Below are 24139 nucleotides of genomic sequence, written 5' to 3'. Positions count from 1 at the left end.
TCCCGTCAAACCGCGTTGATACTTTCGCCAGCAAGCCGGCTCCTACAGGTACTTATCCGTCACCGCCCCTTCTGAAGCGCTGGACACCGTCTTCGCATACTTCGCCAGCACCCCGCGTTTGTACTTCGATTCCGGCCGCACCCAGCGGGTCTTGCGATCGGCCAGTTCCGCATCGGAAACATCGACCGTGATCTGTCTGCTTTGCGCATCGATAGTGATTTTGTCTCCATCTTCGATCAACGCAATCGGCCCGCCATCAAAGGCTTCCGGCGTGATGTGCCCCACGACGAAACCGTGGGAACCACCGGAAAAACGGCCATCGGTGATCAGCGCAACGTCCTTGCCCAAGCCTTTGCCCATGACCGCCGACGTCGGCGAAAGCATTTCACGCATGCCCGGGCCGCCCTTGGGGCCTTCGTAACGGATCACGATCACGTCACCCGCTTTCACTTCGCCGTTGAGAATGCCGGCCAAGGCGCCTTCTTCACCGTGATAGACCCGTGCCGTGCCTTCAAAACGCAGGCCTTCCTTACCGGTGATCTTGGCCACCGCGCCAGTCGGTGAAAGGTTGCCGCGCAACACAACAAGGTGCGAGTCCTTTTTGACCGGCCGATCGAAGGGCAGGATCACGTCCTGACCTTCCGGATAATCCGCCACGTTTTCAAGGTTTTCCGCGAGGGTCTTGCCGGTCACCGTCATCGCATCGCCATGCAGCATGCCAGCCGCGAGCATGCGCTTCATCAACGGTTGAATGCCGCCGATGGCGACCAGTTCGCTCATCATGTATTGGCCGCTGGGGCGCAGGTCGGCCACCACCGGCGACACCTTGCCCAGCTCGACGAAATCATCCAGCGTCAACTCGACATCCACCGCGTGCGCCATGGCCAACAGATGAAGCACCGCATTGGTCGAGCCGGCGAGGGCGATCACCACGCGGATCGCGTTTTCGAAGGCTTTGCGGGTCATGATGTCCCGCGGCTTGAGGTCCAGTTTCAGCAGCTCCATGACCTGCTGGCCGGCGCGGAAACTGTCCGAGGCCTTGTCGCTGCCGACGGCGTCCTGCGAGCTGGAACCCGGCAGGCTCATGCCCAGCGCTTCAATGGCCGAGGCCATGGTGTTGGCGGTGTACATCCCGCCGCAAGAACCGGGGCCGGGAATCGCCACTTCCTCGATCTGCTTGACCTGGATTTCGTTGATGTCGCCGCGCGCATTCTGGCCCACGGCTTCGAACACGGAAATGATGTCGGTGTGGCCGGCGCCCGGCCGGATCGTACCGCCATAAACGAAAATGGAAGGGCGGTTCAGCCGCGCCATGCCGATCAGGCAGCCCGGCATGTTCTTGTCGCAACCGCCCACCGTCACCAGACCGTCGAAGCCTTCGCACCCGGCGACGACCTCGATTGAATCGGCAATCACCTCCCGCGACACCAGCGAATACTTCATGCCTTCGGTGCCGTTGGCGATGCCGTCGGAAATGGTGATGGTGTTGAAAATCACGCCCTTGGCCCCGGCGGCATTCGCGCCCTGTTCGGCCTCTTTCGCCAGTTTGTCGATGTGCATGTTGCACGGCGTGACCATCGCCCAGGTCGAGGCGATGCCGATCTGCGGCTTCTTGAAGTCCTCGTCGGTGAAACCCACGGCTCGCAGCATCGAGCGGCCGGGGGCGCGCTCCACACCGTCGACCACTTGGGAGGAATATTTGCGCAGATCTTTTTTATCGCTCATGACTGCTCCTCAGCGGCTCGTCGAAAAAACAGATTGAGTATAGTGGCCCCGGCGCGCGTGTTCGGACTATCAGGTCGGGAACAGACGCGCTGGTTTGCGATGTCGTGATATTCTTCGCCTCAACTTGGTTTGACCTATTCAGTTTGCGTGTCCTCGAGACGCGCCAACAGAATCACTGTCGCTCAAGTAGCTGAAGCCAATAAAGATAAAAAGTCAGTTCAGTAGGGACATATAAACTGAGGTCGATGGATCACGTCGGCCTTGTGTGCCCACCCTCCGATTTCATGTGCGAGCACCCACGACATCCTGCCTGAATGCCGTGAAACAAGGGCTTGTGAGTGAAGATCGAAGGGCGGATGGCGTTTTATCAAAGGTGCTACAGATGTTTAAGAAAATGAACACGGCCCTGTTGGGGCTGGCTTTGTCGATGGGGATCACGTCCGTTCACGCGGAAGAGGCAAAGAAAGTCGATGTGTTGCTCATCGGCGGCGGCATCATGAGCGCGACCCTGGGTGTCTGGCTCAATGAGCTGGAACCTGGCACTTCGATGGAAATGATCGAGCGCCTCGACGGCGTCGCCCTGGAAAGCTCCAACGGCTGGAACAACGCCGGTACCGGTCACTCTGCCCTGGCCGAGTTGAACTACACCCCGGAAGACGAGAAGGGCAACGTCTCGATTCCGAAAGCCGTTGAAATCAACGAAGCGTTCCAGATTTCCCGTCAGTTCTGGGCCTGGCAGGTTCAGCAAGGCGTGCTGAAAAACCCGCGTTCGTTCATCAACTCCACGCCGCACATGAGCTTTGTGTGGGGCGACGACAACATCAAGTTCCTGAAGAAACGCTACGAAGCCCTGCAGGCGAGCCCGCTGTTTGCCGGTATGCAGTATTCCGAAGACCCGGCCGTGATCAAGAAGTGGGTTCCGCTGATGATGGAAGGGCGTGACCCGAACCAGAAAATCGCGGCCACCTGGTCCCCGATCGGCACCGACGTCAACTTCGGCGAAATCACCCGCCAGTTCGTTGCGCACCTGCAAACCACGCCGAAGTTCGACTTGAAACTGTCTAGCGAAGTGCAAGACATCACCAAGAACGAAGACGGCACCTGGCGCGTCAGCTACAAAAACCTGAAAGATGGCAGCAAATCCGAAACCGACGCCAAATTCGTGTTCATCGGCGCGGGCGGCGGTGCATTGCACCTGCTGCAGAAGTCCGGGATTCCTGAAGCCAAGGAATACGCAGGCTTCCCGGTTGGCGGCTCGTTCCTGGTAACCGAGAACCCTACCATCGCCGAGCAACACCTAGCCAAGGCCTACGGTAAAGCCTCTGTCGGCGCTCCGCCGATGTCGGTTCCGCACCTGGACACCCGTGTTCTGGACGGCAAGCGCGTTATCCTGTTTGGCCCATTCGCGACCTTCAGCACCAAGTTCCTCAAGGAAGGCTCGTACCTGGACCTGCTGACCACCACCACCACGCACAACGTGTGGCCAATGACCAAGGTCGGCATCAAGGAATACCCGCTGGTCGAGTACCTTGCCGGTCAACTGATGCTGTCGGATGAAGACCGCCTCAACGCCCTGAAAGAATACTTCCCGAACGCCAAGGCTGAAGACTGGCGCCTGTGGCAAGCCGGCCAGCGCGTGCAAATCATCAAGCGTGATGAAGCGGCGGGTGGCGTCCTGAAACTGGGTACCGAAATCGTTGCTTCCGCTGACGGCACCATCGCCGGTCTGCTGGGCGCTTCGCCGGGTGCCTCGACTGCTGCGCCGATCATGCTGACCGTGCTGCAGAAAGTGTTCAAGGACAAGGTCGCTTCGCCTGCCTGGCAGGAAAAGCTGCACCAGATCGTGCCGAGCTATGGCACTCAGCTGAACGGCAGCCCTGAAAAAGTGGCTGAAGAGTGGGCCTACACCGCCAAGGTGTTGCAACTGACTCCGCCGCCGGCGATCGGTCAGGTGGCGGCTCCGGCTGCCGCTCCGGCCGAGGCGCCAAAGGCACCGAAAGCCAACGCTGCGAGCGACATGGCTCTGTAATCAGGGCGTAATCTGAAAGCCCACTGAACCGGTGACGGTCAGTGGGCTTTTTTGTGGGCGAAGACACTGCAGGAGCGAGCTTGCTGCGGGTGGCGTTCCGACGATGGTCGTCAACGATAATGCGAAACACCAGATGCCCCGTGGCGACCTTGGGTTTTTCGCGAGCAGGCTCGTTCCTACAAAATGAAATGTGGTGTAAACCGATTTGAGCACTAGACACGGGTTTCAATCCGGAAAGACCGGTAGGCCGCCTTGCAAAGTCCCGGCCTTATATCTTTACTGTTACTCAATGTAAGCGCGCTGCATCATAAAATATGTCTTGTTTTTCAAGGTTTAAGCGCGCTTATTGAAGTTCCGCCCGGATCTTTTATATCTGATCTGCCTAAGATAAAGCTCAAAGGATGACGAAAAGTGAAAGATAACTTGGCGGCAGTTATCCGAAAACTCATTTCCCCTTCAATGCGGTATGAAATGAGGCAGGCTTCAAGCTGGCTGCGAGACATCCTTGGGCGTGCGTGTGTCTGGCGTTGGGAAATTACCAGGTTCAGGCTGCAAAAGGACAGTCCTTACGAGATCCTCTATATCGGGAGGAAACAGCAACGGGAAATGGCCAAGCTACTCATCGGGGGGAAGAACACCTCTGTGACTGACGGCGAGCCGAAACCCGCCGAGCCGAAACCCGCCGAGTCGAATCATGTGGTGGTGGTCAGTGAGGTGCGGACCCCGGGGACTTTGTCTATTCCCTTGTATCTGAGTGCCGTCGTTCCGCTGGGGCGCTCCATCGAGGACATCACCGCAAAATACGATGGTGAGCTGCGTCGAAACATCCGCAAGAACCGACCGCACTATCACATGAGGCCGGCGCTGCTGGATGAAGAAATAGACAAGGCCGACAGGGAAATGCTTCGGCCTTATGCCCAGGCAAGGCAAGGCATCCACGCTGCGCAATTTCCCACCGAGGAAGTGTTCAGGATCGCCAGGACTGTCGGGCGGCTCGACCTGATCATGCGGGATGACGAAGTAATTGGCTGTCACCTGGGCTGCGCCGTAACGCGTGGCGGAAAACGCTATTGGAGCACGCTGCGTTTCGGGTACACCGAGGCGGTTTTTTCAGATGCCAAGCGACTGGGCGAGGTCAACGCGATTACCACCTTCATGGCGCTTGAGTCGGCGATCCATGAAGGCTTCGATTATTACGACATCGGTCTTTGCGTGGCACGGCCGGATGACGGACTGCTGAAATGGAAACGAAGGCGCGGCGGTGACGTTGATTCCCTGGGCAACCACGCTTATATGTTTCTGCGACTGCCCAAGGCAGGTGTCGCCAGATTCCTTTGGGACACGCCGCTTTTTGCTGCCGAAGGAAAGGAATTGACCCTTCACCTTGGCTTGCCTGACGGGCCAAGCGATGAAGAGGCCGCCAGCCGCTATCATGAAATGGTATTTGGCGGGCTGCACAAGATTTATCTCTACTGCGCGCAGAACTCGGGCGAACAGTTTCTCGAAACCTTGCGCAGTCGCTACGCTAACTTGCAGACCCCACCCGTTATGGAAAGGATTCCATCCAGCTGAGTATTTTCAGAACGTTCTGTCCAGAAGGGAGGACTTTTCATGGAAAGCGATGTCTCGCACATCAGCACTTCGACCGCTGGCAATCGAAGGAAATGGACCCTTGCCGCCTACAGGTACATGGCAAGAAAAAGACTCGCGCGCAAGGCAGAGATCAACCTGAAAAGCCTGGCGGTCAAACGCTGGAACGTTGCGCCGGGTGGCGTATCGTACTCTCCACCGGCTTTCTTCCTGCCCGGTCAGATGGAACGCGTGACGGGGTGGGAGGCAAAGCGTTTTTATCCGTTCGAGCATCCGGCGCGCACGATGGAAGGGCTGGGTGACGTGGTCCAAGGCCCGACACGCGGTTACTTGCTCGAGAATGTCTGGCTGATCGATGGAGCGCTCTACAAGGACAACGCAAGTTTCTGGTTGTCTCTCAAGCCCGGCAGGTTTCCGCGCATTGTCGTGGAGCATGAGATCGACCGCGCGGCCGTCTTCTGCACGCAGAATGGCAATACCTGGTTTGGTACGCGGTTGATGGAAGACTTCCCGACCTATCCATTGGCCTGCGATGAAGGCGTCCCGGTGACCACCGCGCCATCCGCCCGGTTTCCTCTCTCTGCCCAGACTCTCGCGTACGAAGAGTGGCTTGGCATGAAGCCGGTTCGCTTGAACGGCGCGTTTTTTCATGAGCTCGTGCTATTCGACGATTTCAGCAACAACCAAAGCAGGCACCTGCGTTACCGGGCCATGGGGGAAAAGCTGCTGTCGCACGTGAGCCATGAGGATCACCCGGGCGTGTTCATTCTTCGCGGAAGCGCCGGCGACTTGCGCCTTTTGCGCAACGAACTCGAGATCGCCGAACATCTGCGCAAGACTCGAGGTTTTCGTGTACTCGATCCTTTGAAAACCGACGTCCCGACCATCGTGGCGACCTGTGCCGGAGCGCGGACCGTGATCGGGGTCGAAGGCAGTCAGCTCGTACACGGTGTCAATGTATTGCAGCAGGGCGGTTCGTTGCTGACGCTGCAGCCACCGAACCGCTTCGTCAGTTACTTCAAATACCTGACGGATCGCGACCAGCAGAATTTTGGCTTTGTGGTCGGCACGCCTGAGGGCGATGGCTTCAAAATCGATATTGAAGAGGTGGAGCGCACATTGGACCTGTTTCCTTCATGACGGCCGCCCGGGCTCTGTGATCCGCAGTTTTTTACCCAATCTGCCACTTTCGCCACAAGGGCGGCGGATCTAAAGTCGAGGGCGCCTCTTCAGGGAACTTCTGGTCATGTACAGCCCGCTTGCCCTCCCGGGTACCGCTCGCCACTTCCACGACCGCATCTACGCCGGCGACATCATGCTTGTCGCGGACTTGCAGCCCATGACAGCACTGGTCGAGTTCACCCGTGCCTTCCTCGAAGAGGCGCTGCATCCCTGGCCGCCACAACACATCCATCGCTACTTGAGCCACGAACAGCAGACGGTGCTGTTCGCAAAATGCCAGAACGAATTCGCTCGCTCGGCCGAGATCCAGCGCCTGTGGCAGGCGGTTATCGAACAGCTTGGGTTGACCCCGGATTCTCTGGCGTGCGATCGATTGCACCTGCGTTTCCAGCCCCACCGGGAAGCCGAGCAGTTCACCCCACGCGCCCGCACCACGGCCACCATCGCCTTCCACCGCGATACATGTGGCTCGAACATGTACGCGCAGACCAATTGGTGGGCGCCGGTCTATCCGGTCACGGCCGGTCGGACGTTCGCGTTGTACCCCGGCCTGTGGCAGCGGCCGCTGCTCAATTCGAGTGTCACCTTCGATATGCGCGCCATTTTGCAGCGCTCCCATCAGGACGGACGCAATGCAGTGGATGCCGACGAGGCCATCCCGCATCTGCTGGAGGCAATTGCCGCGGAGGAGGGGATTGCCGTTGAGATCGCCCCCGGCAGTCTCATCGCCTTTTCCGGGGCCCATGCCCATGCCGGCGTCGGCAACAGCACCGGCCTGACGCGGATCTCGTTCGAGACACGCTCAGTGCTGATCGCCGACGTGATGGCCGGGTTGGGCGCCCCCAACATCGACGGTTACGCGCCGTGGCAGACGCCGGGGTTGTTTCGCCGGATGAGCGACGGTCAGCGCCTGAGCGATATTCTTGGCTGTGGGGTCGTTGAGCGCTATTCGCGGTCGGCTTGAAAAAGCGCTGCGAATGGGGCTAGATCCTTCCCACATCCCTCGTCGCCAGGATCTGTTTATGCCGCTGAGTTTTCACAAGATGCACGCCAATGGCGATGACTTCGTTGTTGTGGACGCACGAAACTCGGCCAACCCAGTGACCAGTGCCATCGCTCGGCGAATGGGCGATCGCAACCGTGGCGTCGGCTTCAATCAACTCGCGGTGCTGCTCGATTGCGATGACGCCGCCGCGCGGCTGGTGTTCTGGAACGCCGATGGCTCCCCGCTGGATGCTTGCGGCAGCGCAACGCGCGGTGCCGCGGACAGGCTGATGCGCGAAGCCAATTCCACCTCGATTGTGCTGCGCACCAACCGGGGTTTGCTGACGTGCGAACGAACCTCGACCGGCGCCATTTCGGTCAACATGGGAGCGCCGCTTTTTGGCTGGTCGGATATTCCTTTGGCTCAGGAACTGGATACGACTGTCCTGCCCCTGGAGGGAGGCCCGACCGCGTGCAGCATGGGCAATCCGCACTGCACTTATTTTGTGGATGACCTGACGGCGATTGATATCGCGAGCATCGGGCCGGCCATTGAAACCAACCCGCTGTTTCCCCTTAAAACGAACGTGCATTTTGTTCAGGTTATTGACCGCAAGCATATTCGGTTGCGTATTTGGGAACGTGGGGGTGGAATTCCGCTGGGCTCCGGTTCTTGCTGTTGTGGTGCGGTTGTTAATGGGATTCGTCGGGGTTTACTGGATGAATCCGTTGAGGTCGAGTGTGATGGCGGGAGCGTGACGGTTCAGTGGGATGAGGTGGGGGCGGTGTTTCTTACTGGGCCGGTGGAGGCGACTTTTTCGGGGACCATCGCGGATGGCTTATTGAACGCTTGATTGGCGCTTTTTCGTAGTAAGCGGTGCAGCCCCGTTGGGCTTCGAAGAAGACTTAATGGATTCATTCATCGTCATGTATTAGCTCCAAGGCCTTGATCCACTCGGTCGGAGCTTCAAATTTTGCGTAATACGACTGTTTTTCTGAATCACTTAATTGAGTGAAAAAAGGCAGGAAGTAGTTGTCGTTGTAGTAACCCTGCGCGCCTTGCATATGGCCACCCCCAACGCGCCGCCGATGCCTTGCAGCACGCGGGCCAGAACAAACATTTCGATGTTCTGGCTTAGCCCGCACAGGAGCGAGGCGAGGGTGAACACGACGATTGCGCCGGCGAAGACTCGCCGCGCTCCAAAGCGGTCGGCGATCCAGCTGGAAAGCGGGATGAAGATTGCCACCGCCAGAATGTAGGCGGTGATGCCCACGTTCATGTCGACCGGTGTGATCTCGAAGGCGCTGGCCATGGTGGGCAGCGCGGTCGCGATGACGGTCGCGTCGAGGTTTTCCGTGAAAAAGGTCACCGCCACCACCAGCGCGATCAGCCGGGTTTGCAGGCTCAGGCCGGACTCGGTTGTGGTACGTGGATCGGGCGTGGCGGGTGACTTCACCGAGGTGATCCTTTTTCGAGACGCGTCAAACAGAAAACGTCGCGATGAGTTTTACCACTCCGAGCCCACTCAGTCCCTAACTCCGGGACTTGAGACGTTCGACGATCGCCTTGCCCACGTCCAGTGCTGAGCCCGGGGTTTGTCCAGTCACCAGTTCGCGGTCAATGACGACGTTGGAAGTCCAGGGCGAGGTGTTGCTGCGATAGACGCCGCCCGCTTGTTCCAGTGCCGTTTGCGGATAGAACTTCATGGCGCCGCCATTGAGCAAGCCCTTGGCCAGTTCCTCTTCCTGATTGCTGATGACCGTGAATTTATAGCCGGTGTAGGTCCAGCCTTTTGTCGAGGCTTTGCCGCCGGTCTCGAGTTGTCGGGTGAAAGCGACAGGATCGGCCAGGGTCGACAGCAGGGCAATCGGGCCGTGGCAGACGAGGGCAGTGGTCTTGCCGTTGTCATGGAAGTTGTTCAGCAGCTTGCCCAGCGCGGCGCTGTGCAGCAGGTCCTGCATCGGCGCATGGCCGCCGGGGACGTAGACGGCATCGAACTGTTCGTAGCCGATCTGTTCGACCCGCGCCAGGCTGATGACCGGCGACTCACCTTTCGAGGTGATTTTCAGGTGATCCAGCAGTGCCTTGTGCGCCTGCAAGGCCGCCACGTCATTGTTGAAATACATCTTGTCGTTGGACGACTGGTCCAGAGTCGGCGCCTTGCCGGTCGGGGTGGCGAAGGTCACCGAGTGCCCGGCATCGAGCAGCAGTTTTACCGGTTGCATCAGTTCGTTCAGGTAGAAACCGGTGGCGAAGACCTTGTTGTCCTTGAGGTCGAGGTGGTCGGAGTCTGACAGCACGATCAGGACATTGCCGGCCTGTGCGTTGAAGGCGGCGGCGGAAATGGTCATGGCGAGGGCGAGTCGGGCGATAGGGCGCATGGGGCTTCCGTGAGTGATCGATCGGCGGGTGCTGATCGTTGATTCACTATATTCATGCCTCCGTGGGCGATAAACTCGCTGCAAAGGAAAGCACTTGTTCTTTGGAGGTCAAGGTGAGCCGGCGATTCGATTATCTCGCGGACGTTGAAGTGTTCGTCACCGTGGTGGAAAAGGGTTCGTTGAGCGCCGGGGCGGTGTTTCTGGCGACCACACCGTCGGTGGTCAGCCGGGCGATTTCGCGCCTGGAAGCGCGTCTCGGGGTCCAGCTGTTGCGACGCACGACCCGACGCCTGAGCCTGACCGAGGCGGGCCTGCTGTACCTTGAACAATCACGCGCGGCGTTCGGGTTGATCGATGATGCCGAGCGGACGATCCAGGGGCAGGAGGGCGAGTTGACCGGGCGGGTGCGGCTCAGTGTGCCGACGACCTACGGGCATTACCGGTTGCCGCCCTTGCTGTCTCGATTTACGCGGCAGTACCCGCAGGTGCGAATCGAGTTGAGCATCAGCAATCGCAATGTGGATCTGGTGGCGGAGGGGTATGACCTGGCGATTCGTCTCGGGCAATTGCCGGACAGTGGCCTGATCGGCCGCAAGCTTGAAGACGCGGGTTTGTGCCTGGTCGCCGCACCGGATTACCTGAGTCGTGCCGGCACGCCGCGCAGTGTCGACGAACTGTCGGCGCATGCCTGCCTGCCGTTTGTGATGCCCAGCAGCGGTCGCGTCGGGCCCTGGCTGTTTCGCGAACAGGGGGTGGATCGGGAGTGGATACCTGAGGCGAATGTGCAGGTGTCCGACGACGTGCTGGGCATTGTGTCTCTGGCCGAGCACGGCATGGGGATCTGTCAGAGTTACGACTTCATCGTCCGTGAGCGGATTCAAAGTGGCCGCCTGGTGCCGCTGCTCGAACAGTCGGGCGGACGCTCCCGACCGTTCTCTGTGATCTACCCGCCCCATCGCCAGTTGTCCGCGACAGCGCGGGCCTTGATCGACTTTCTGACCCGGGAAGTGGCCACCGACGACCTTCTTTGAAAAAGCACTCACCGTTGCAGTGAGCGCCGGCCGGCCTGGCTTCGCGCGTCAGATTTTATCGATCGGCACCCCGTGGTTGTTCTTCCACATCAACACCACGGCACTGGCGATCACGGCGACCACGATCAGGTAAATGTTGAACATCCACCCCATGTTTTCCGAGTACAACCAGGTCGTCAGGTACGAAGCCGTTCCGCCAAACACCGCCACACCCAAAGAAATGCACACCCCAAACATGCGTGTGCGATAGCGGGTCGGAATCTGCTCCGAGATCGAAGCAGGTTTGCAGCCGGTGATAAAGCCTACCAACAGCAAGCCTGCCGTCTGCGCCACCATCAACGTCCACGGCTCATTGGAGATCAAACCCCACAGCGGGAACAGCGTCGCGGCAATCCCCAGCAAGGAAATCAGCGCTGAAATCTTGCGTCCCCACTGATCCGAGATCCAGCCGGAGATCGGCAGGAACACCAGGTAAATGACCTGTGCAATACAGCTCATGGTGAACGCACTGCGCGGGTCCATGCCCTTGACGCTGATGGCGTAGATCGACGCTGAGGTGACCCACGTGTAATACGTCAACGTGGCGCCGGCTTCATAGAGAAACAAGCGAACGCCGTGTTGAATGATGGTGCCGCGGCTCCACGCCGGTTCTTCGGACATGCCACCGGCACTTGGGCTGTGTTCGCTTTCCATCATGTTGCGCCGCAGCCACAAGGCAAAAACCGCCAACAGGCCACCGGTGGCGAAAGGGATGCGCCAGCCCCATTCCTGCATTTCACTGACGGACAACAACGACGTCAGCAAGGCCATGTAAAACGTCGCCAGCAACGATCCGCAACCGACGGCCAGAAACACCGTGCTCGACCATAGCCCGCGGTGTTTCGGCGGCGCGATTTCAGCGATGTAGGCGTAAGAGGTGGTGGTTTCGCCGCCATGGGCAAAGCCCTGCACCAGCCTGGCCAGCAGCAGGAGTGCTGAGGCCCAACTGCCAATCGCGTCATACGAGGGAATGAACGCAATCAGCAAACTGGCGCCGGCCATCAGCAACATGGTGCTGAGCAACACCACGCGCCTGCCCAGCCTGTCGGCGAGGATGCCGAAGAAGATGCCGCCAATCGGCCGTAGCAGGAACCCGGCGGCAAACACCGCCAGCGTGTTGAGCAGGGCAGAGGTGGCGTTGCTTTTATCGAAGAGTGCCGCCGCGATGTACACCGATGCGACGGTGTAGATCGTCCAGTCGAACCACTCCAGCAGGTTGCCGACGCCGGTGGCCATCAATGACTTTCTGCGCAGGGTGGTACGTGTTTTGGCCTGCCCGATCGAGTAGTCGGGCATGGTCTCGGTGATGTTATTCATTGTTGGCTCCGAGATGTTTCATGAACCACGGGATGTGGTGGGTGACGATGCGGTGCGGAAAGCTCCCTGAAAAAACGAGATGTCCCTGAAATACACAATTCTGTAGGAGCCGGCTTGCTGGCGATCCAGTCGCTGCGGTGTGTCAGGTGCACCGTGGTGATTTCATCGCCAGATCAAGCCGGCTCCTACAGGTGGGGTCAGCGTCAGGCGTTGATGTGCGCCAGCGCCACTTCCTCGATCCCGGCAGCGTCGAGTTTGTAGTGCTCGTACAGGTGAGTCGGCGGGGCGATCAGGCTGTATTCGTCGTAGATGCCGTGACGCTTGAGCTTCACGCCGACGCCTTCGTCCGCCAGTACTTCAGCCACTGCGGCCCCCAGGCCACCGAGCACGTTGTGCTCTTCGACGGTCATCATGCGTTTGCTGCGGGCAGCCGCTCGCAGGATGGCGTCACGGTCGATCGGCTTGATCGACGCCATGTCGATTACGCCCACCGAGCGGCCTTCAGCGTTCATCTTGCGAGCCGCCGTCAACGCCGCATGCACGGTGATGCCGCAGGCGATGATGGTCAGTTCCTCGCCTTCAAAGTGCTCATGAGCCTTGCCGAATTCGAAGACCACACCGTCCTCGTAAACGATCGGGTCGCGACCGCGACCGATGCGAAAATACACCGGCTTGTCGTAGGTGGCCGAGGCTTTGATCGCCGCCACCAGTTGTGCGCCGTCTGCCGGCGACACGACCGCCAGATCAGCAATCGAGCGCATGGTGGCGATGTCTTCGGTGGCGTGATGCGAGGTGCCGTAGAAACCCAGGGAGATGCCGGTGTGGTGACCGATCAGGCGCACCGGTTGCGCCGAATAGGCGACGTCCATGCGGATCTGTTCGCAGCACAGCAGGCCGAGGAACGAGGCAAAGGTCGCCACGAACGGCATCACGCCGCAGGTGGCCAGGCCGGCGGCCGCCGTGACCATGTTCTGCTCCGAGATACCGAATTGCAGGTAACGCTCGGGGTAGCGGCTGGCGAACTTGTTCAGGCCGTTGGAGTACTGCAAGTCGGCGGAACCGGCCATCACCGGATAACCGGCCTCGGTCAATTCGATCAGCGCATCAGACAGGTAGGACAGCCCCGGGTTAAGCGCGTTAAGGCCACGGTACTGCCAGGAATTGGGGGAAAGAGGGGCATTCATGTTCAGATCTCCATGGCTTCAATTTCAGCGATAGCGCGTTTGGCGTCTTCCGGGTCGAGGTAACCGAGGTGCCAGCCGGGTTCGGTTTCCATGTAGGAAACGCCTTTGCCTTTGACGGTTCTGGCGATGATGCACACCGGCTTCTCACGGGTTTCATCGGCTTTGACACGGCGCAGGGTTTCAGTCACTTCGGCGATGTTGTGGCCGTCGATGACGTGCACTTCCCAACCGAACGCACGCCATTTTTCGTCCAGTGGTTCGATGCCGATCACGTCGTCGACCGAGCCGTCGAGCTGGAAGCCGTTGCGGTCGACAATCGCGATCAGGTGCCTGGCCTTGTGATGGGCGGCGCTCATTGCGGCTTCCCAGACCTGGCCTTCCTGCATTTCACCGTCTCCCAGCATCACGAACACGTCGTAGACTTCGCCGGTGAAACGCTGGGCCAGGCACATGCCCAGGCCGCCGGAGAGGGCGTGGCCGATGGAGCCGGAAGAGAAGTCGATGCCGGGCACTTTGCGCATGTCAGGGTGATCGCCCAAAGGGCTGCCCAGGCGGGTGTATTCATCCAGCCATTCCTTGGGGAAAACCCCGAGGTCGGCCAGGATCGGAAACTGGCCCACGGCGGCGTGGCCCTTGCCCATCAGGAACCTGTCACGCCCCGGCCATTTCGGTTCTTCCGGGCGAATGGTCATCACGTCGTAGTACAGCGCGGAGAACAATTCGGCAGCGGAAAACACCGAGGTGTAGTGGCCGGTCTTGGCAATTTCAATCAGGCGGATCGTTTCCAGACGGACGAATTTCGCCCGGTCTTTCAACAGGCGCACAGTCTCGGCGGAGGGCACAAAATTGCTGGCTTTCCACTGTTCGAGTGTTTTGCGGGGTGCAGACATCTCTACCTCCAATCACAGGCATGAATTTGTTGAAGTTGAATCTCAGTGGCGGGTGTTGAACTTCAACGGGGTGGTTGTGGATTCAACGGCGCTTTTGAGTCGGTGCTCAGTGGGTCAGGCCTTCAAGCGCGTGCATCGCCCCGATCAGTTCGTCGCAAGTCAGTGCGCCGCCCGATGCCGAGAAAAAATTACGCGCGTGGGGGGCTTTCAAGGTGGGCTCGGCCACTTGCATCAGCACCGAATCGTCGACGCTGAGGACGCCCAGTTCGGCCAGGTTGCGAGGCAAGCCGATACGTTGATAGAAGCTCAACATATCGCCCATGAGTTCGGCGTCGCGGTCTTCAAGCACCAGCTGCACGAGCAAGCCGTACGCCACTTGAAAACCGTGAACCTGCTGTTGCGCGCCGGGGATTTTCGACAGGCCGCGGGTCATCGCGTGGGCAATGGACAGGCCACCGCTTTCGAACCCCAGGCCGCTCATCAACAGCACCGCTTCAATCAAGTGATCGAAGGCGACCGTGACTTCGCCGGTACCTGCCTGTGCCAGCGCAGGTTCGGCGTATTGACGAATGAGGTCATAGCACTCGCGCGCCAGCACCAACCCTGACAGTGCCGGGCGCGCGCCAAACATGTTCACGCCACCGGACTTGAAACACTGCTCGGCTTCGAACTTTTTGGTTAACGCATCGGCAATCCCCGCGAGCAGGAACTGACGCGGTGCCTGGGCGATCAGCGACGTGTCCACCAGCACGTAGCGAGGGCTGACAAGCAGGTGACCGACTTCGCTGAGTTGATGATGGGCGTCGTAGATCACGTAGTTTTTCGAGGTGGGTGCATCGTTGGACGCTACGGTCGGCATGGTGATCAGTGCGCGACCCGAGGTGTGGGCGAGGGCTTTGCCGGCGTCGATGCACTTGCCGCCGCCGACCGCCAGGATCATGTCGAACTCGACTTCAGCAGCCGCCTTTCTCAGGCCGGCAATCCCGTCGGCGGTGATCTCGCCGTCGAAGGTGAGGTAGTGCAACTCGACGCCGGCTTGCGCACAGGTGTCGTCGAGTCGTTGCCGGATCAAACCCAGCACGTAGCTGTCGATGACGACCACGGCCTGGCGTCCGCAATGCGCCAGATAAGTGCCCGCCTGGGCGAGCACTTCAGTGCCCTGGACGTACCGTCCGGGCGAGCCGAAAACCAGATTCATTCAGCACCTCTCACTTCACTGCTTTGTTGTTATTCGAGGACTCGGCGGCAGACTGCCGGCGCCTCGGTTTTGTGTGATGCATGATATATCATGTTTTTAGACGGTCAAGCGCTCAATCGACGAGAGGCCGTCAGGCGATCGAATAACCGCCATCCACCGGCAACGTTGTGCCCGTGACGTAACGTGCGTTGTCCGACACCAGGAAGGCGATCACGTTGGCCACGTCTTCCGGCGCGCCCCAGGTTTTCATCGGGATACGCGCCATGATGCCCTCGGAGCGTGCCGGGTCTTCGAAGGCGCGGCGCGACAGATTGGTCAGAATCCAGCCCGGCGCCACGGCATTGGCGCGCACGCCATCGGTCGCCCAGGCCACGGCCATGCAGCGCGTCAGTTCGGAGATGGCCGCTTTGCTCGACGCGTAGGCCGGGGTCTTGGCCGAGCCGAAAATCCCGTACATCGAGGCGAAGTTCACCACCGCACCCCGAGCGGCTTTCAGGCCGGGCAGGGCGGCGTTGGTGATGCGCAGGACCGCGGTGAGGTTGACATCCATCACGCGGCTGAAGCCTTCAAGTTCCCACTCACGGTTGTGGTCGATGATGCCGGCGGCATTGACGATGGCGTCGACGCGTTCGAATTGCTCGAAGAAGCCCGTCACCGCCTCGTCGTTGGTCACGTCCAGTTCCTGGTAATGAATGCCCTCGACACGATGCTCGGGTTCGCCGAGCCCAACGGTGAACACTTCATAACCGTCCGCGTGCAGGCGTTGCGCAGTGGCCAGGCCGATGCCGGAGCCGCCGCCGGTCACGATTGCAGTCTTTTTCATGGTCGTTCCTTATACGGAGAAGGGCGTATCAGACGCCGGTTTTGGAAAACAGAAACTCGGCCAGCAGATCAATCTGGCCCGTGATCATGTGCGCGCCTTTGTGGATGACACAGCCACGTTCGGCGGCGGCGTTCAGCAGCGGGGTGATGTCCGGGTTCATCACCACTTCGCCGACCACCGTGCCGGGGGCGAGGGTGTCGACGGGCAGTGGCAGCGGGTCCTCGGCTTTGAGACCCAACGCGGTGCCGTTGATCACCACATCGAAACCCGTCGCGTCGGCGGGGCCAGCATTGACCTGCCGATCGGGGAACAGCTGGCGCAGTTCACGGGCCAACGCTTCGGCCTTGGCCGGTGTGCGGTTGCTGATCACCAGTTCTTGAAGGGGGGCGGCGAGCAGCGCATGAGCAATGCCGGTCGCCGCGCCACCCGCACCCAGCAACAGCACACGTTTGTGGCTCAGGTCATGGCCTTGCTTTTTCAGACCGCCGACAAAGCCGTCGCCATCGAACATGCGCCCACTGAAACGTCCGTCGGGCAGACGTTTGGCAACGTTGCAGACCTTCAGCACACTCGCCGTGCCTTGGAGCTCATCGCACAGGTTCGCCACCTCCAGCTTGTGCGGGACGGTGACAATCACTCCCGCCAGATTTTCAATTCCGCGCAAACCTTCCCACGCCGTGGCGAGGTTTTCCGGTGAGACTTCCCAGGGTACGAGCACGCCGTCGTAGCCGAGTCGTTCCAGCAACGGGTTGAAAAATTCGGGGGTGCGCAGGTGTTTGGCAGGGTAGGTGAGGTGAACCACGACCCGGGTTTTACCGGTGATAGGCATTGCGACGTTCCTGTGTGATTTTATTGTGATGCATGATATATCCTTGATGCTGGCGTGAGTCAACACGGGGATGAATGCGGGCGCAGTGGCAGCCGAAAACCGATGATGTATGATGCGTTATCCGCGCTTCAGGCCTGCAGTCGCTTGATCTGCCGAGCCGGCGCACCTTCATTGACCCTGGAGATCGAGTAACAGTGACCGTGCATAAGCCCATTGATAAAGGCAACTTGAGCGAACGGGTGTATTCCATTATTCGCACTGCGTTGATGGACGGGCAGTACCAACCCGGCGACCGATTACGCATCAGTACGTTGGCCGAAGAATTCGGTGTGTCGATCACCCCGGTGCGGGAAGCGATTTTCCGTCTGGTCAGCGACCATGCGCTGGACATGAAGGCCGCGACCTCGATTTATGTGCCGGAACTGACGGTCAGCCAGTTGCGTGAAATCCAGTTGATCCGCCATTTGCTGGAAGGCGAGGCGGCAGGCGTGGCGGCCCAGCGGATCACTCAACCGGAACTGGAAAAACTCGAAGCCATCCAGGAGGCGTTCCAGAAGGCAGTCCCCGTCGACTACAAACAAGCGGCCCTGCTTAACCGCGAGTTTCACTTCGGGTTGATCTCTGCGGCGCGCATGCCGGTGGTGTCGAAAACCCTCGAAAACATGTGGGTCATCATGGGACCGCTGCTGAGCCGGTTCCATGCCGAAGTCCCCAAGCGCGAGCTGGCCAGCGCCAATCACAAGCATTTCGAGGTGCTGGAAGGTCTGCGCACCCGCGACTCGGCCAGAGCCAAAGACGCGTTGCAGGCGGACATCGCCTGGGGTGAACTGATGATCGATTGGCTGGAGCAAAAGGAAACCCTCGCTGAGGCGTAACCACGTCGCAACTGCCGATCCCGCTGAACCTGTCGCCCGAGCGCTCCCTTCCGGAGCCTCGGGCGATGTCATTTTTACGGCTGTGCCCCGTTCAACCCGATATCACTCGGCCTGCTGGGGTCAGTATCCCCGCCGGACGCCTTGAACAAAACGGCTGTTTTCGCAAAGGTGTTGTGACCAGAAATCAGTAATCTCTTCGTCGTCGCAGCCGCAACCGACCCCGCTCAAACCACAGTCTGTGAACGCCCACCCCACGTTTTGCACCTTGAAGGCCTACCCCGTCGGCCTAGGATGTCCACAGCGGTTGCACCCAGGCGTCGGCCCGCAAAACCGGGCTTGCTCCCAGGTGCTCCGATAACAAGAAAGACACATCTTGACCGGACTGGAGAGAATCTGATGAAACCCCTGATTGGACTTATGCTCGGCGATGTCACCGGCATTGGCCCTGAGTTGGTCGTCAAGCTGTTGTCGACACCTGAGGCACGTGAGCGGGCGGATGTCGTGATCATTGGTGATGAACGGGTGCTCGAACTGGGCATGCGCGATGCGGGTCGGCGCATTCCGTACCAGAAGATCACGCATCTGAGCGAGGCCGACCACACCCAGACGGCCGTGCCCCTGATCGATCTGCACAACGTTGACCCTGGGTTGTATGAACGCGGCGTGGTCAACGCGGAGTCCGGTCGGCTGACCGGCGAAACCCTGAAGATCATGACCGACATGGCCCTGGCCGGTGACCTGGACGGCATCTGCTTCGCGCCGCTGAACAAGGCCGGCCTGCACCGCGGTGGCTGGCATTATCACGACGAGCACCAGATGTTTGCCGCCTGGACCGAGCACGTCGGTTACTTCGGGGAGGTCAACATCATCCCGCAGTTTTCGACCTTCCGCGTGACCTCCCATGTGGCGCTGCGCAAGGCCGTCGATATGGTGCAACCGGATCGTATCGAAGGGGCGTTGCAACTGGCCCACGACACCTTGCGAGCACTGGGCAACGATGCGCCGCGAATCGGTGTCGCCGCACTCAATCCCCATGGCGGCGAGAACGGTCTGTTCGGTGACGAAGAGATCACGATCATTCGCCCGACCCTCGAAGCCTTGCGCTTGAAAGGCCTGGCCTGCGAAGGGCCGTTTCCTTCCGACACGGTGTTCATCAAGGCGCGCAACGGCGATTTCGACGCGGTGGTGATCATGTATCACGACCAGGGGCAGATCGCGACCAAGCTGCTGGGCTTCTCGTCCGGCGTGACCCTGACCGGCGGCCTCAAGACCGTCTATGCCACCCCGGCCCATGGCGTGGCGTACGACATCGTCGGCAAAGGCATTGCCGATGTCGGCGCCATGGCCGCTGCGTTCCGCGTGGCCGCCGATAACGCCGCCGCGCGCAAGCTCAAACGCTGAGCCCTCCACGAATAACAAGAGCAGGGCGTAACGCCCAGGCCAGGCATACCCATCGAGGCTGAGACCATGTTCGAGAACTTCACCAAAACCATCACCAAAACCAGTGGCGCCGACATCGTCACTGTCGTGGGAGGCGAGGGCCCGCCCTTGCTGCTGATGCACGGCAACCCGTTCAATCACCTGTCCTGGCAAAAGATTGCACCGCGCCTGGCCAAGGACTTCACCGTGGTCTGCACCGACTTGCGCGGCTATGGCGACAGCTCCAAGCCGGAAGGCGGCGGTGATCATTCAGCTTATTCGTTCCGCGCCATGGCCCAGGATCAGGTCGAAGTCATGCAGTCGCTGGGCTTCGAGCAGTTCTATGCCGCCGGCCATGACCGAGGGGCGCGGGTGTTGCATCGCATGTGCCTGGACCACGGCGACAAGGTGCTGAAAGCCGGTTTCGTCGACATGCTGCCGCAGCATTACTTGCTCAACAACGTCACGCGCCAGTGGGGCAAATTCTCCTGGCACTGGTTCTTCATGACCCAGGACGCGCCGACGCCGGAGCGCATGATGAACGCCGATCCGGAATTCTTCATCCTGCGCAAACTGTCGAAGACCGACCAGGGCACCAGCTTCTTCGGGCCCGAAGCGCTGGCTGATTACATCCGCTGCATCAAGAACCCGGCCACCACCCACGCCATGTGCGAAGACTATCGCGCCACGTTCGGCATCGACCTGGACATGGACACCGCCGACTTTGACGCGGGCCGTCGCATCGATAACCCGGCGCTGATCCTCTGGGGCGAAAAGGGCGGCGTTGGCCGCAACCACAACGCCGCGCAAATCTGGAGCCGCTACGCCACCAACATTGTGCAGACCGCCACGGTGCCTTCGGGGCATTACTTGCAGGAAGAGTGCCCGGACGAGACCTACGAGGTGCTCAGCGGCTTCTTCAAGTAACGTCATGACAGGCGGTCCGGGATGACCGCCTGCCCACTACAACTATAAAAAAGGTGGAAAAAATGATTCCGACTACGCTTGCGAAAAAACGCAGGGCAACGCTGACCTTCGTGTTGCTGTGCGTCATGGCGTTCATCATGTACGTGGACCGCACCAACCTGGCGGTCGCCGCACCGACGATCAGCAAGGAACTGGGTTTCAGCAACACCAACCTGGGTCTGATGTTTTCCGCGTTTGCCATCGCCTATAGCTGCTTCATGATTCCCGGCGGCTGGTTCAGTGACCGGATCGGTTCGCGCAAGGCGATGTTGCTGTACGGCATCATCTGGTCGGTCGCGACCATTGCCACGGGCCTGGTCAGTGGCCTGGTGGTGCTGGTGATTGCGCGTTTCGTGGTCGGCATCGGCGAAGCGCCGATCTACCCGACCGCAGCCCGCATGATCGCCCGCGCCATCCCCATCACCCAGCGCGGCACAGCCCAGGGCATGATGCACGCGTCAGGCCGCTTGGCGAATGCCCTGGCACCTTTGATCGTGACGTTCATGATCATCCAGTTTTCCTGGCGCATGACTTTCGTCATTCTCGGCGTGGTGACACTGATCTACATGTTCGTCATGTATTTCAGCCTCAGCGAATCGAAGAAACTGGTCGAAGCCACGGCCGCTGCACCGATGGCGCCTGTGGTCGCCGCTCCGGTCAACTGGCCGCAGATGCTGCGCCGTGTCTGGCCGGCGGCCGCCACCTGTTTTTGCCACGGTTGGGTGTTGTGGTTTTTCCTCAACTGGATTCCATCGTTCTTCACACAGCGCTACGGCATGGACCTGACCCACACCGCCATGTTCTCGACCTTCGTGCTGCTCGGCGGAACGGTTGGCACCGCGGTCGGCGGCATGCTCTCGGACTGGCGCTTCAAGGTCACCGGCAATCGCTTGCGCTCACGTCGCGACCTGATCATTTTCGGCTTTCTGGCCTCGATCATTGGTCTGATTCCACTGATGTTCACCCATGACCTGATGATCTGCGCCTGTGGCCTGAGCTTCTCGTTCTTCTGCTCGGAACTGGCCGACTCACCGCTCTGGGTGATTGGCACCGAGGTATCCCACGCCCACTCCGCGACGTCCAGTGCCTGCACCTTCACCGGCATGGCCTTGGCCGGTGCCGTGTCGCCGGTGGTGATCGGCTGGTTACTGGACATCACCGGCAATAACTGGTCGGTGGCTTTCGGCGCGTCGATCGCCGTGGTGCTGATGGGACCGATATTGGCGATGTTCATCAAACTGGATGACGAACCGGCTCCGGAGCCCGTTTCATCGTTGCATTCGAGCGCGCCTGTCGCCCAAAGCTGAAACCGCTGACGGGCCAGGGCGCTTGCGACCTTCCGAGGCGTTGTCGCGTCCTGGTCCCGTTTGGTTATCTTGATTCGAGATAGCCCTGATCGAATTAATTCGCTTCTTTGGATATCTGCGCCTGCGTAGTGTTTGCCTGTCTGAAGAGCAACTTCCATTCGATCAAAACGGAACACCTTTCCACGTGAATTACTCCGATCGTAACCGGCGGTACTGGCGCCGAAACCTCGCCGTGTGTGTTTTCGGCTCGTTCACCACGCTGGTCAGCCTGAGCATGTTGTTGCCCTTTCTGCCGCTGTACGTCCAGCAACTGGGGGTTACTGCGCAGGGTGACGTGGTGCAATGGTCGGCGGTGGCCTTCGGTGCGACGTTTTTGGGGACTGCTGTAACGGCCCCGATCTGGGGACGCCTCGCGGACCGCTTTGGCCGCAAACCCATGCTGGTCAGGGCGGCCATCGGCATGGCCATTGTGATGTCGCTGATTGGCCTGGCGCGGGACGTGACCGAACTGGTCGCACTGCGCCTGGTCGCGGGTCTCATCGGTGGCTACGCATCCGCCTCGATTGTCATGATCGGCTCACAGGTTCCAAAGGAGAGGGCAGGTTGGGCCTTGGGTGTTCTGTCTACGGGCGCCTTGTCCGGCAATCTGATCGGGCCATTGGTGGGCGGTTTCCTGCCCGAGTTCGTTGGCATCCGCGGTACGTTTTTCGTCGGCGGCGGGATGATCGCGGTCGCTGCCGTTGCCACCATTCTGTTGGTGCGCGAGGACTTCGATCGCGTGGTGGATGCAAGACAACGGGACCGAAAAAACCAGCCTGAGGAGGCGGGTTCAAAATGGCCGGTCATCGGCGCGCTGCTCGTGACCGCGATGATGGTGCTCCTGGCCAATATGTCGATCGAGCCGATCATTACCGTCTACATCGGCGACCTCGGCGTACCGTTTGATCGTCAGGCGCGTGTCGCGGGTTTTGTCATGGCCGCTTCAGCGCTGGGCAGCATTTTGACGGCCGCCAGACTCGGGGCGCTGGCAGACCGGGTCGGCAGCTGGAACGTGATCGTCGGCTGTCTGCTGTTGACGGGGCTGGTCATGGTGCCCCAGGCCTTCGTCACGCAATGGTGGCAACTGGCGGTTTTACGCGGTGTCATGGGGATGACCCTTGCTGGCCTCCTGCCGGCGATTGCCAAGCTGATCCGGCATTCGGTCGAAGAGCACAGCACCGGGAAAATCCTCGGTTATCTGCAATCGGCGCAGTTTTCCGGGCAGGTGATCGGGCCACTGATCGGTGGGCAGATCGGTGCTCATTTCGGCTTGCATCATGTGTTCCTGGTGACTGCCGCGCTTCTACTGTTATGCGCCGCAATGAACGGCTGGATGAGCTATCGCTACGTCGGCGCCAGAGCAGGCACACCGTCCAGATGAACGCTGTCCAGAAAGGTCGATAACGCGCTGGAAAAATAGCCATCGATGCGTCGCACGAACACTGTCTCTACGTCGGCGATGTCCGGTGTCAGCTCATGCACGTTGACCAACCCGTCACGCAACGCACTGGCGACGACGCCTCTGGGTAACAGCGTGACGCCGACGCCGGCGGAAACGCAGGCAATGATGGCTTCGATCGACCCGAACTCGAGCGGCTCGGGCGCCGGGATGCCCAATCGGGTGAGCAGGGAATCCAGGCGCTGACGGTAGGAACAACCGATTCGAAAGACGACGGTCTTCAGGTTGTCGACAGAAGCGACCTCTTCCAGGCGGTTGACGGCGGTAGACGTTACTAAAACAAGCTCTTCGCGAAAGGCGATCTCACTCAGCAGTTCCGGGTGATTCACCGGCCCCACCACAAATGCGCCCTCGAGCTGACAGTCGATGACCCCCTGGATCAGGCTGCACGTGGTGCCGGTGCGTATCAGCGGGCGAACGTCCGGGTAGGCCTTGGCGAACCTCGCGATCAACCGTGGCAGACGCAGCGCCAGTGTTGTCTCCAGCGTACCGATCTCGAATACGCCCCTTGGATGTCCATCGTCGCGCGCGGCGCTGGAGGCATCGAAGAGCAGCTTCGACAGGCGCGCGGCGAAGGGCAGGATCCGACGCCCGGCCGACGTGATCTGGACCCCTCGGGCGCTGCGTTGAAACAGCGCCACGCCCAGCTCCTCTTCCAGCGCCCGGATCTTCGCCGAAACGTTCGATTGCACGGTGTTCAGTTCGCTGGCGGCCTTGTTCATGCTGCCGTGCCGCGCCACCGCGTCAACCACCTTGAGGTCCGTCACATCCATCGAATTCACCTATCTCTAAAAGCAATAACTGTTTCAAACAATACACGTTGAGGAGATTAGGTTTCACGCATCGCAAAAGGCAAGAAAAGAGGCTACTA

General features: G+C 60.0%; 20 protein-coding genes and 1 pseudogene. 11 read left to right on the top strand and 10 right to left on the bottom strand.

Features of this window, described 5'->3' with window-relative positions:
- Positions 1-42 precede the first annotated feature (42 nt).
- Positions 43-1725 (bottom strand): dihydroxy-acid dehydratase, encoded by a 1683-nt coding sequence (gene ilvD / locus FBY04_RS12555; protein WP_145315401.1) that lies wholly within the window; start codon positions 1723-1725, stop codon positions 43-45.
- Positions 1726-2107: 382 nt separating this feature from the next.
- Here ilvD and mqo point away from each other — a divergent pair, with 382 nt between their 5' ends.
- From mqo to dapF, 5 genes are all read left to right on the top strand, one after another.
- The gene (mqo, locus tag FBY04_RS12550) at positions 2108-3754 is read left to right on the top strand and encodes a malate dehydrogenase (quinone) (RefSeq protein WP_084322198.1); all 1647 of its coding nucleotides are present in this window, start codon (positions 2108-2110) and stop codon (positions 3752-3754) included.
- A gap of 411 nt (positions 3755-4165) precedes the next feature.
- Positions 4166-5326 carry a hypothetical protein gene (locus FBY04_RS12545; RefSeq protein ID WP_145315400.1) on the top strand — a complete coding sequence of 387 codons (1161 nt, stop codon included), beginning with the start codon at positions 4166-4168 and terminating at the stop codon, positions 5324-5326.
- A gap of 39 nt (positions 5327-5365) precedes the next feature.
- Positions 5366-6484 carry a glycosyltransferase 61 family protein gene (locus FBY04_RS12540; RefSeq protein ID WP_145315399.1) on the top strand — a complete coding sequence of 373 codons (1119 nt, stop codon included), beginning with the start codon at positions 5366-5368 and terminating at the stop codon, positions 6482-6484.
- 106 nt (positions 6485-6590) lie between these two features.
- Entirely contained in the window at positions 6591-7490 is a 900-nt protein-coding gene (locus tag FBY04_RS12535) for a hypothetical protein (RefSeq protein WP_145315398.1), read from the top strand.
- 58 nt (positions 7491-7548) lie between these two features.
- Positions 7549-8364, top strand: coding sequence for a diaminopimelate epimerase (gene dapF, locus FBY04_RS12530; RefSeq protein WP_145315397.1), 816 nt, complete (start codon positions 7549-7551; stop codon positions 8362-8364).
- A gap of 183 nt (positions 8365-8547) precedes the next feature.
- On the opposite strand, the pseudogene FBY04_RS12520 reads toward dapF, so the two are convergent.
- A pseudogene (locus FBY04_RS12520) lies at positions 8548-8919 on the bottom strand (MFS transporter); the annotation flags it as partial.
- A 124-nt stretch (positions 8920-9043) separates the two neighbouring features.
- A complete protein-coding gene (locus tag FBY04_RS12515) occupies positions 9044-9892 on the bottom strand; it encodes a type 1 glutamine amidotransferase domain-containing protein (protein WP_145315396.1) in 849 nt (282 codons plus the stop codon).
- Positions 9893-10005: 113 nt separating this feature from the next.
- Here FBY04_RS12515 and FBY04_RS12510 point away from each other — a divergent pair, with 113 nt between their 5' ends.
- Positions 10006-10923: a LysR family transcriptional regulator gene (locus tag FBY04_RS12510; protein WP_145315395.1), complete on the top strand. Its 918-nt coding sequence runs from the start codon at positions 10006-10008 to the stop codon at positions 10921-10923.
- A 48-nt stretch (positions 10924-10971) separates the two neighbouring features.
- On the opposite strand, the gene FBY04_RS12505 is transcribed toward FBY04_RS12510, so the two are convergent.
- The 6 genes from FBY04_RS12505 to FBY04_RS12480 all read right to left on the bottom strand — a co-directional run bounded on the left by FBY04_RS12505 (position 10972) and on the right by FBY04_RS12480 (position 17203).
- A complete protein-coding gene (locus tag FBY04_RS12505; RefSeq protein WP_084322209.1) occupies positions 10972-12279 on the bottom strand; it encodes an MFS transporter in 1308 nt (435 codons plus the stop codon).
- A 203-nt stretch (positions 12280-12482) separates the two neighbouring features.
- Positions 12483-13463, bottom strand: a complete 981-nt coding sequence (locus FBY04_RS12500) for a transketolase family protein (RefSeq protein WP_084322210.1) — start codon at positions 13461-13463, stop codon at positions 12483-12485.
- 2 nt (positions 13464-13465) lie between these two features.
- Positions 13466-14353 (bottom strand): transketolase, encoded by an 888-nt coding sequence (locus FBY04_RS12495; protein WP_084322211.1) that lies wholly within the window; start codon positions 14351-14353, stop codon positions 13466-13468.
- A gap of 106 nt (positions 14354-14459) precedes the next feature.
- Complete coding sequence (locus FBY04_RS12490) at positions 14460-15551, bottom strand: glycerol dehydrogenase (RefSeq protein ID WP_145315394.1); 1092 nt, start codon at positions 15549-15551, stop codon at positions 14460-14462.
- Positions 15552-15681: 130 nt separating this feature from the next.
- Positions 15682-16374 (bottom strand): SDR family NAD(P)-dependent oxidoreductase, encoded by a 693-nt coding sequence (locus FBY04_RS12485; RefSeq protein ID WP_084322213.1) that lies wholly within the window; start codon positions 16372-16374, stop codon positions 15682-15684.
- 28 nt (positions 16375-16402) lie between these two features.
- Positions 16403-17203, bottom strand: a complete 801-nt coding sequence (locus FBY04_RS12480; protein WP_145315393.1) for a shikimate dehydrogenase — start codon at positions 17201-17203, stop codon at positions 16403-16405.
- A gap of 200 nt (positions 17204-17403) precedes the next feature.
- On the opposite strand from FBY04_RS12480, the gene FBY04_RS12475 reads away from it, so the two are divergent.
- From FBY04_RS12475 to FBY04_RS12455, 5 genes are all read left to right on the top strand, one after another.
- Entirely contained in the window at positions 17404-18078 is a 675-nt protein-coding gene (locus FBY04_RS12475; protein WP_256666874.1) for a GntR family transcriptional regulator, read from the top strand.
- Between the two features lie 396 nt (positions 18079-18474).
- Complete coding sequence (locus tag FBY04_RS12470) at positions 18475-19479, top strand: PdxA family protein (RefSeq protein ID WP_145315391.1); 1005 nt, start codon at positions 18475-18477, stop codon at positions 19477-19479.
- 66 nt (positions 19480-19545) lie between these two features.
- Entirely contained in the window at positions 19546-20424 is an 879-nt protein-coding gene (locus tag FBY04_RS12465) for an alpha/beta fold hydrolase (protein ID WP_145315390.1), read from the top strand.
- A 62-nt stretch (positions 20425-20486) separates the two neighbouring features.
- The gene (locus tag FBY04_RS12460; protein ID WP_145315389.1) at positions 20487-21770 is read left to right on the top strand and encodes an MFS transporter; all 1284 of its coding nucleotides are present in this window, start codon (positions 20487-20489) and stop codon (positions 21768-21770) included.
- A gap of 184 nt (positions 21771-21954) precedes the next feature.
- The gene (locus FBY04_RS12455; RefSeq protein WP_145315388.1) at positions 21955-23190 is read left to right on the top strand and encodes an MFS transporter; all 1236 of its coding nucleotides are present in this window, start codon (positions 21955-21957) and stop codon (positions 23188-23190) included.
- Here FBY04_RS12455 and FBY04_RS12450 read toward each other — a convergent pair.
- Positions 23154-24041 (bottom strand): LysR family transcriptional regulator, encoded by an 888-nt coding sequence (locus FBY04_RS12450; RefSeq protein ID WP_145315387.1) that lies wholly within the window; start codon positions 24039-24041, stop codon positions 23154-23156. The genes FBY04_RS12455 and FBY04_RS12450 overlap by 37 nt on opposite strands.
- Positions 24042-24139: the final 98 nt, after the last annotated feature.

It is taken from the genome of Pseudomonas sp. SJZ080, from assembly GCF_007828295.1.
GTDB lineage: Bacteria > Pseudomonadota > Gammaproteobacteria > Pseudomonadales > Pseudomonadaceae > Aquipseudomonas > Aquipseudomonas migulae_A.
Note: the sequence above shows the minus strand (reverse complement) of the source record. Positions and strands in the feature narration are given on the sequence as shown.

Bases quoted from the DNA above. Each gene is read 5' to 3' on its own strand.
- dapF (WP_145315397.1), top strand. From the start codon at position 7,549: ATGCCGCTGAGTTTTCACAAGATGCACGCCAATGGCGATGACTTCGTT.
- FBY04_RS12540 (WP_145315399.1), top strand. From the start codon at position 5,366: ATGGAAAGCGATGTCTCGCACATCAGCACTTCGACCGCTGGCAATCGA.
- FBY04_RS12485 (WP_084322213.1), bottom strand. From the start codon at position 16,374: ATGAAAAAGACTGCAATCGTGACCGGCGGCGGCTCCGGCATCGGCCTG.
- mqo (WP_084322198.1), top strand. From the start codon at position 2,108: ATGTTTAAGAAAATGAACACGGCCCTGTTGGGGCTGGCTTTGTCGATG.
- FBY04_RS12465 (WP_145315390.1), top strand. From the start codon at position 19,546: ATGTTCGAGAACTTCACCAAAACCATCACCAAAACCAGTGGCGCCGAC.
- FBY04_RS12450 (WP_145315387.1), bottom strand. From the start codon at position 24,041: ATGGATGTGACGGACCTCAAGGTGGTTGACGCGGTGGCGCGGCACGGC.
- FBY04_RS12500 (WP_084322210.1), bottom strand. From the start codon at position 13,463: ATGAATGCCCCTCTTTCCCCCAATTCCTGGCAGTACCGTGGCCTTAAC.
- FBY04_RS12470 (WP_145315391.1), top strand. From the start codon at position 18,475: ATGAAACCCCTGATTGGACTTATGCTCGGCGATGTCACCGGCATTGGC.
- ilvD (WP_145315401.1), bottom strand. From the start codon at position 1,725: ATGAGCGATAAAAAAGATCTGCGCAAATATTCCTCCCAAGTGGTCGAC.
- FBY04_RS12505 (WP_084322209.1), bottom strand. From the start codon at position 12,279: ATGAATAACATCACCGAGACCATGCCCGACTACTCGATCGGGCAGGCC.
- FBY04_RS12490 (WP_145315394.1), bottom strand. From the start codon at position 15,551: ATGAATCTGGTTTTCGGCTCGCCCGGACGGTACGTCCAGGGCACTGAA.
- FBY04_RS12460 (WP_145315389.1), top strand. From the start codon at position 20,487: ATGATTCCGACTACGCTTGCGAAAAAACGCAGGGCAACGCTGACCTTC.
- FBY04_RS12495 (WP_084322211.1), bottom strand. From the start codon at position 14,353: ATGTCTGCACCCCGCAAAACACTCGAACAGTGGAAAGCCAGCAATTTT.
- FBY04_RS12535 (WP_145315398.1), top strand. From the start codon at position 6,591: ATGTACAGCCCGCTTGCCCTCCCGGGTACCGCTCGCCACTTCCACGAC.
- FBY04_RS12480 (WP_145315393.1), bottom strand. From the start codon at position 17,203: ATGCCTATCACCGGTAAAACCCGGGTCGTGGTTCACCTCACCTACCCT.
- FBY04_RS12515 (WP_145315396.1), bottom strand. From the start codon at position 9,892: ATGCGCCCTATCGCCCGACTCGCCCTCGCCATGACCATTTCCGCCGCC.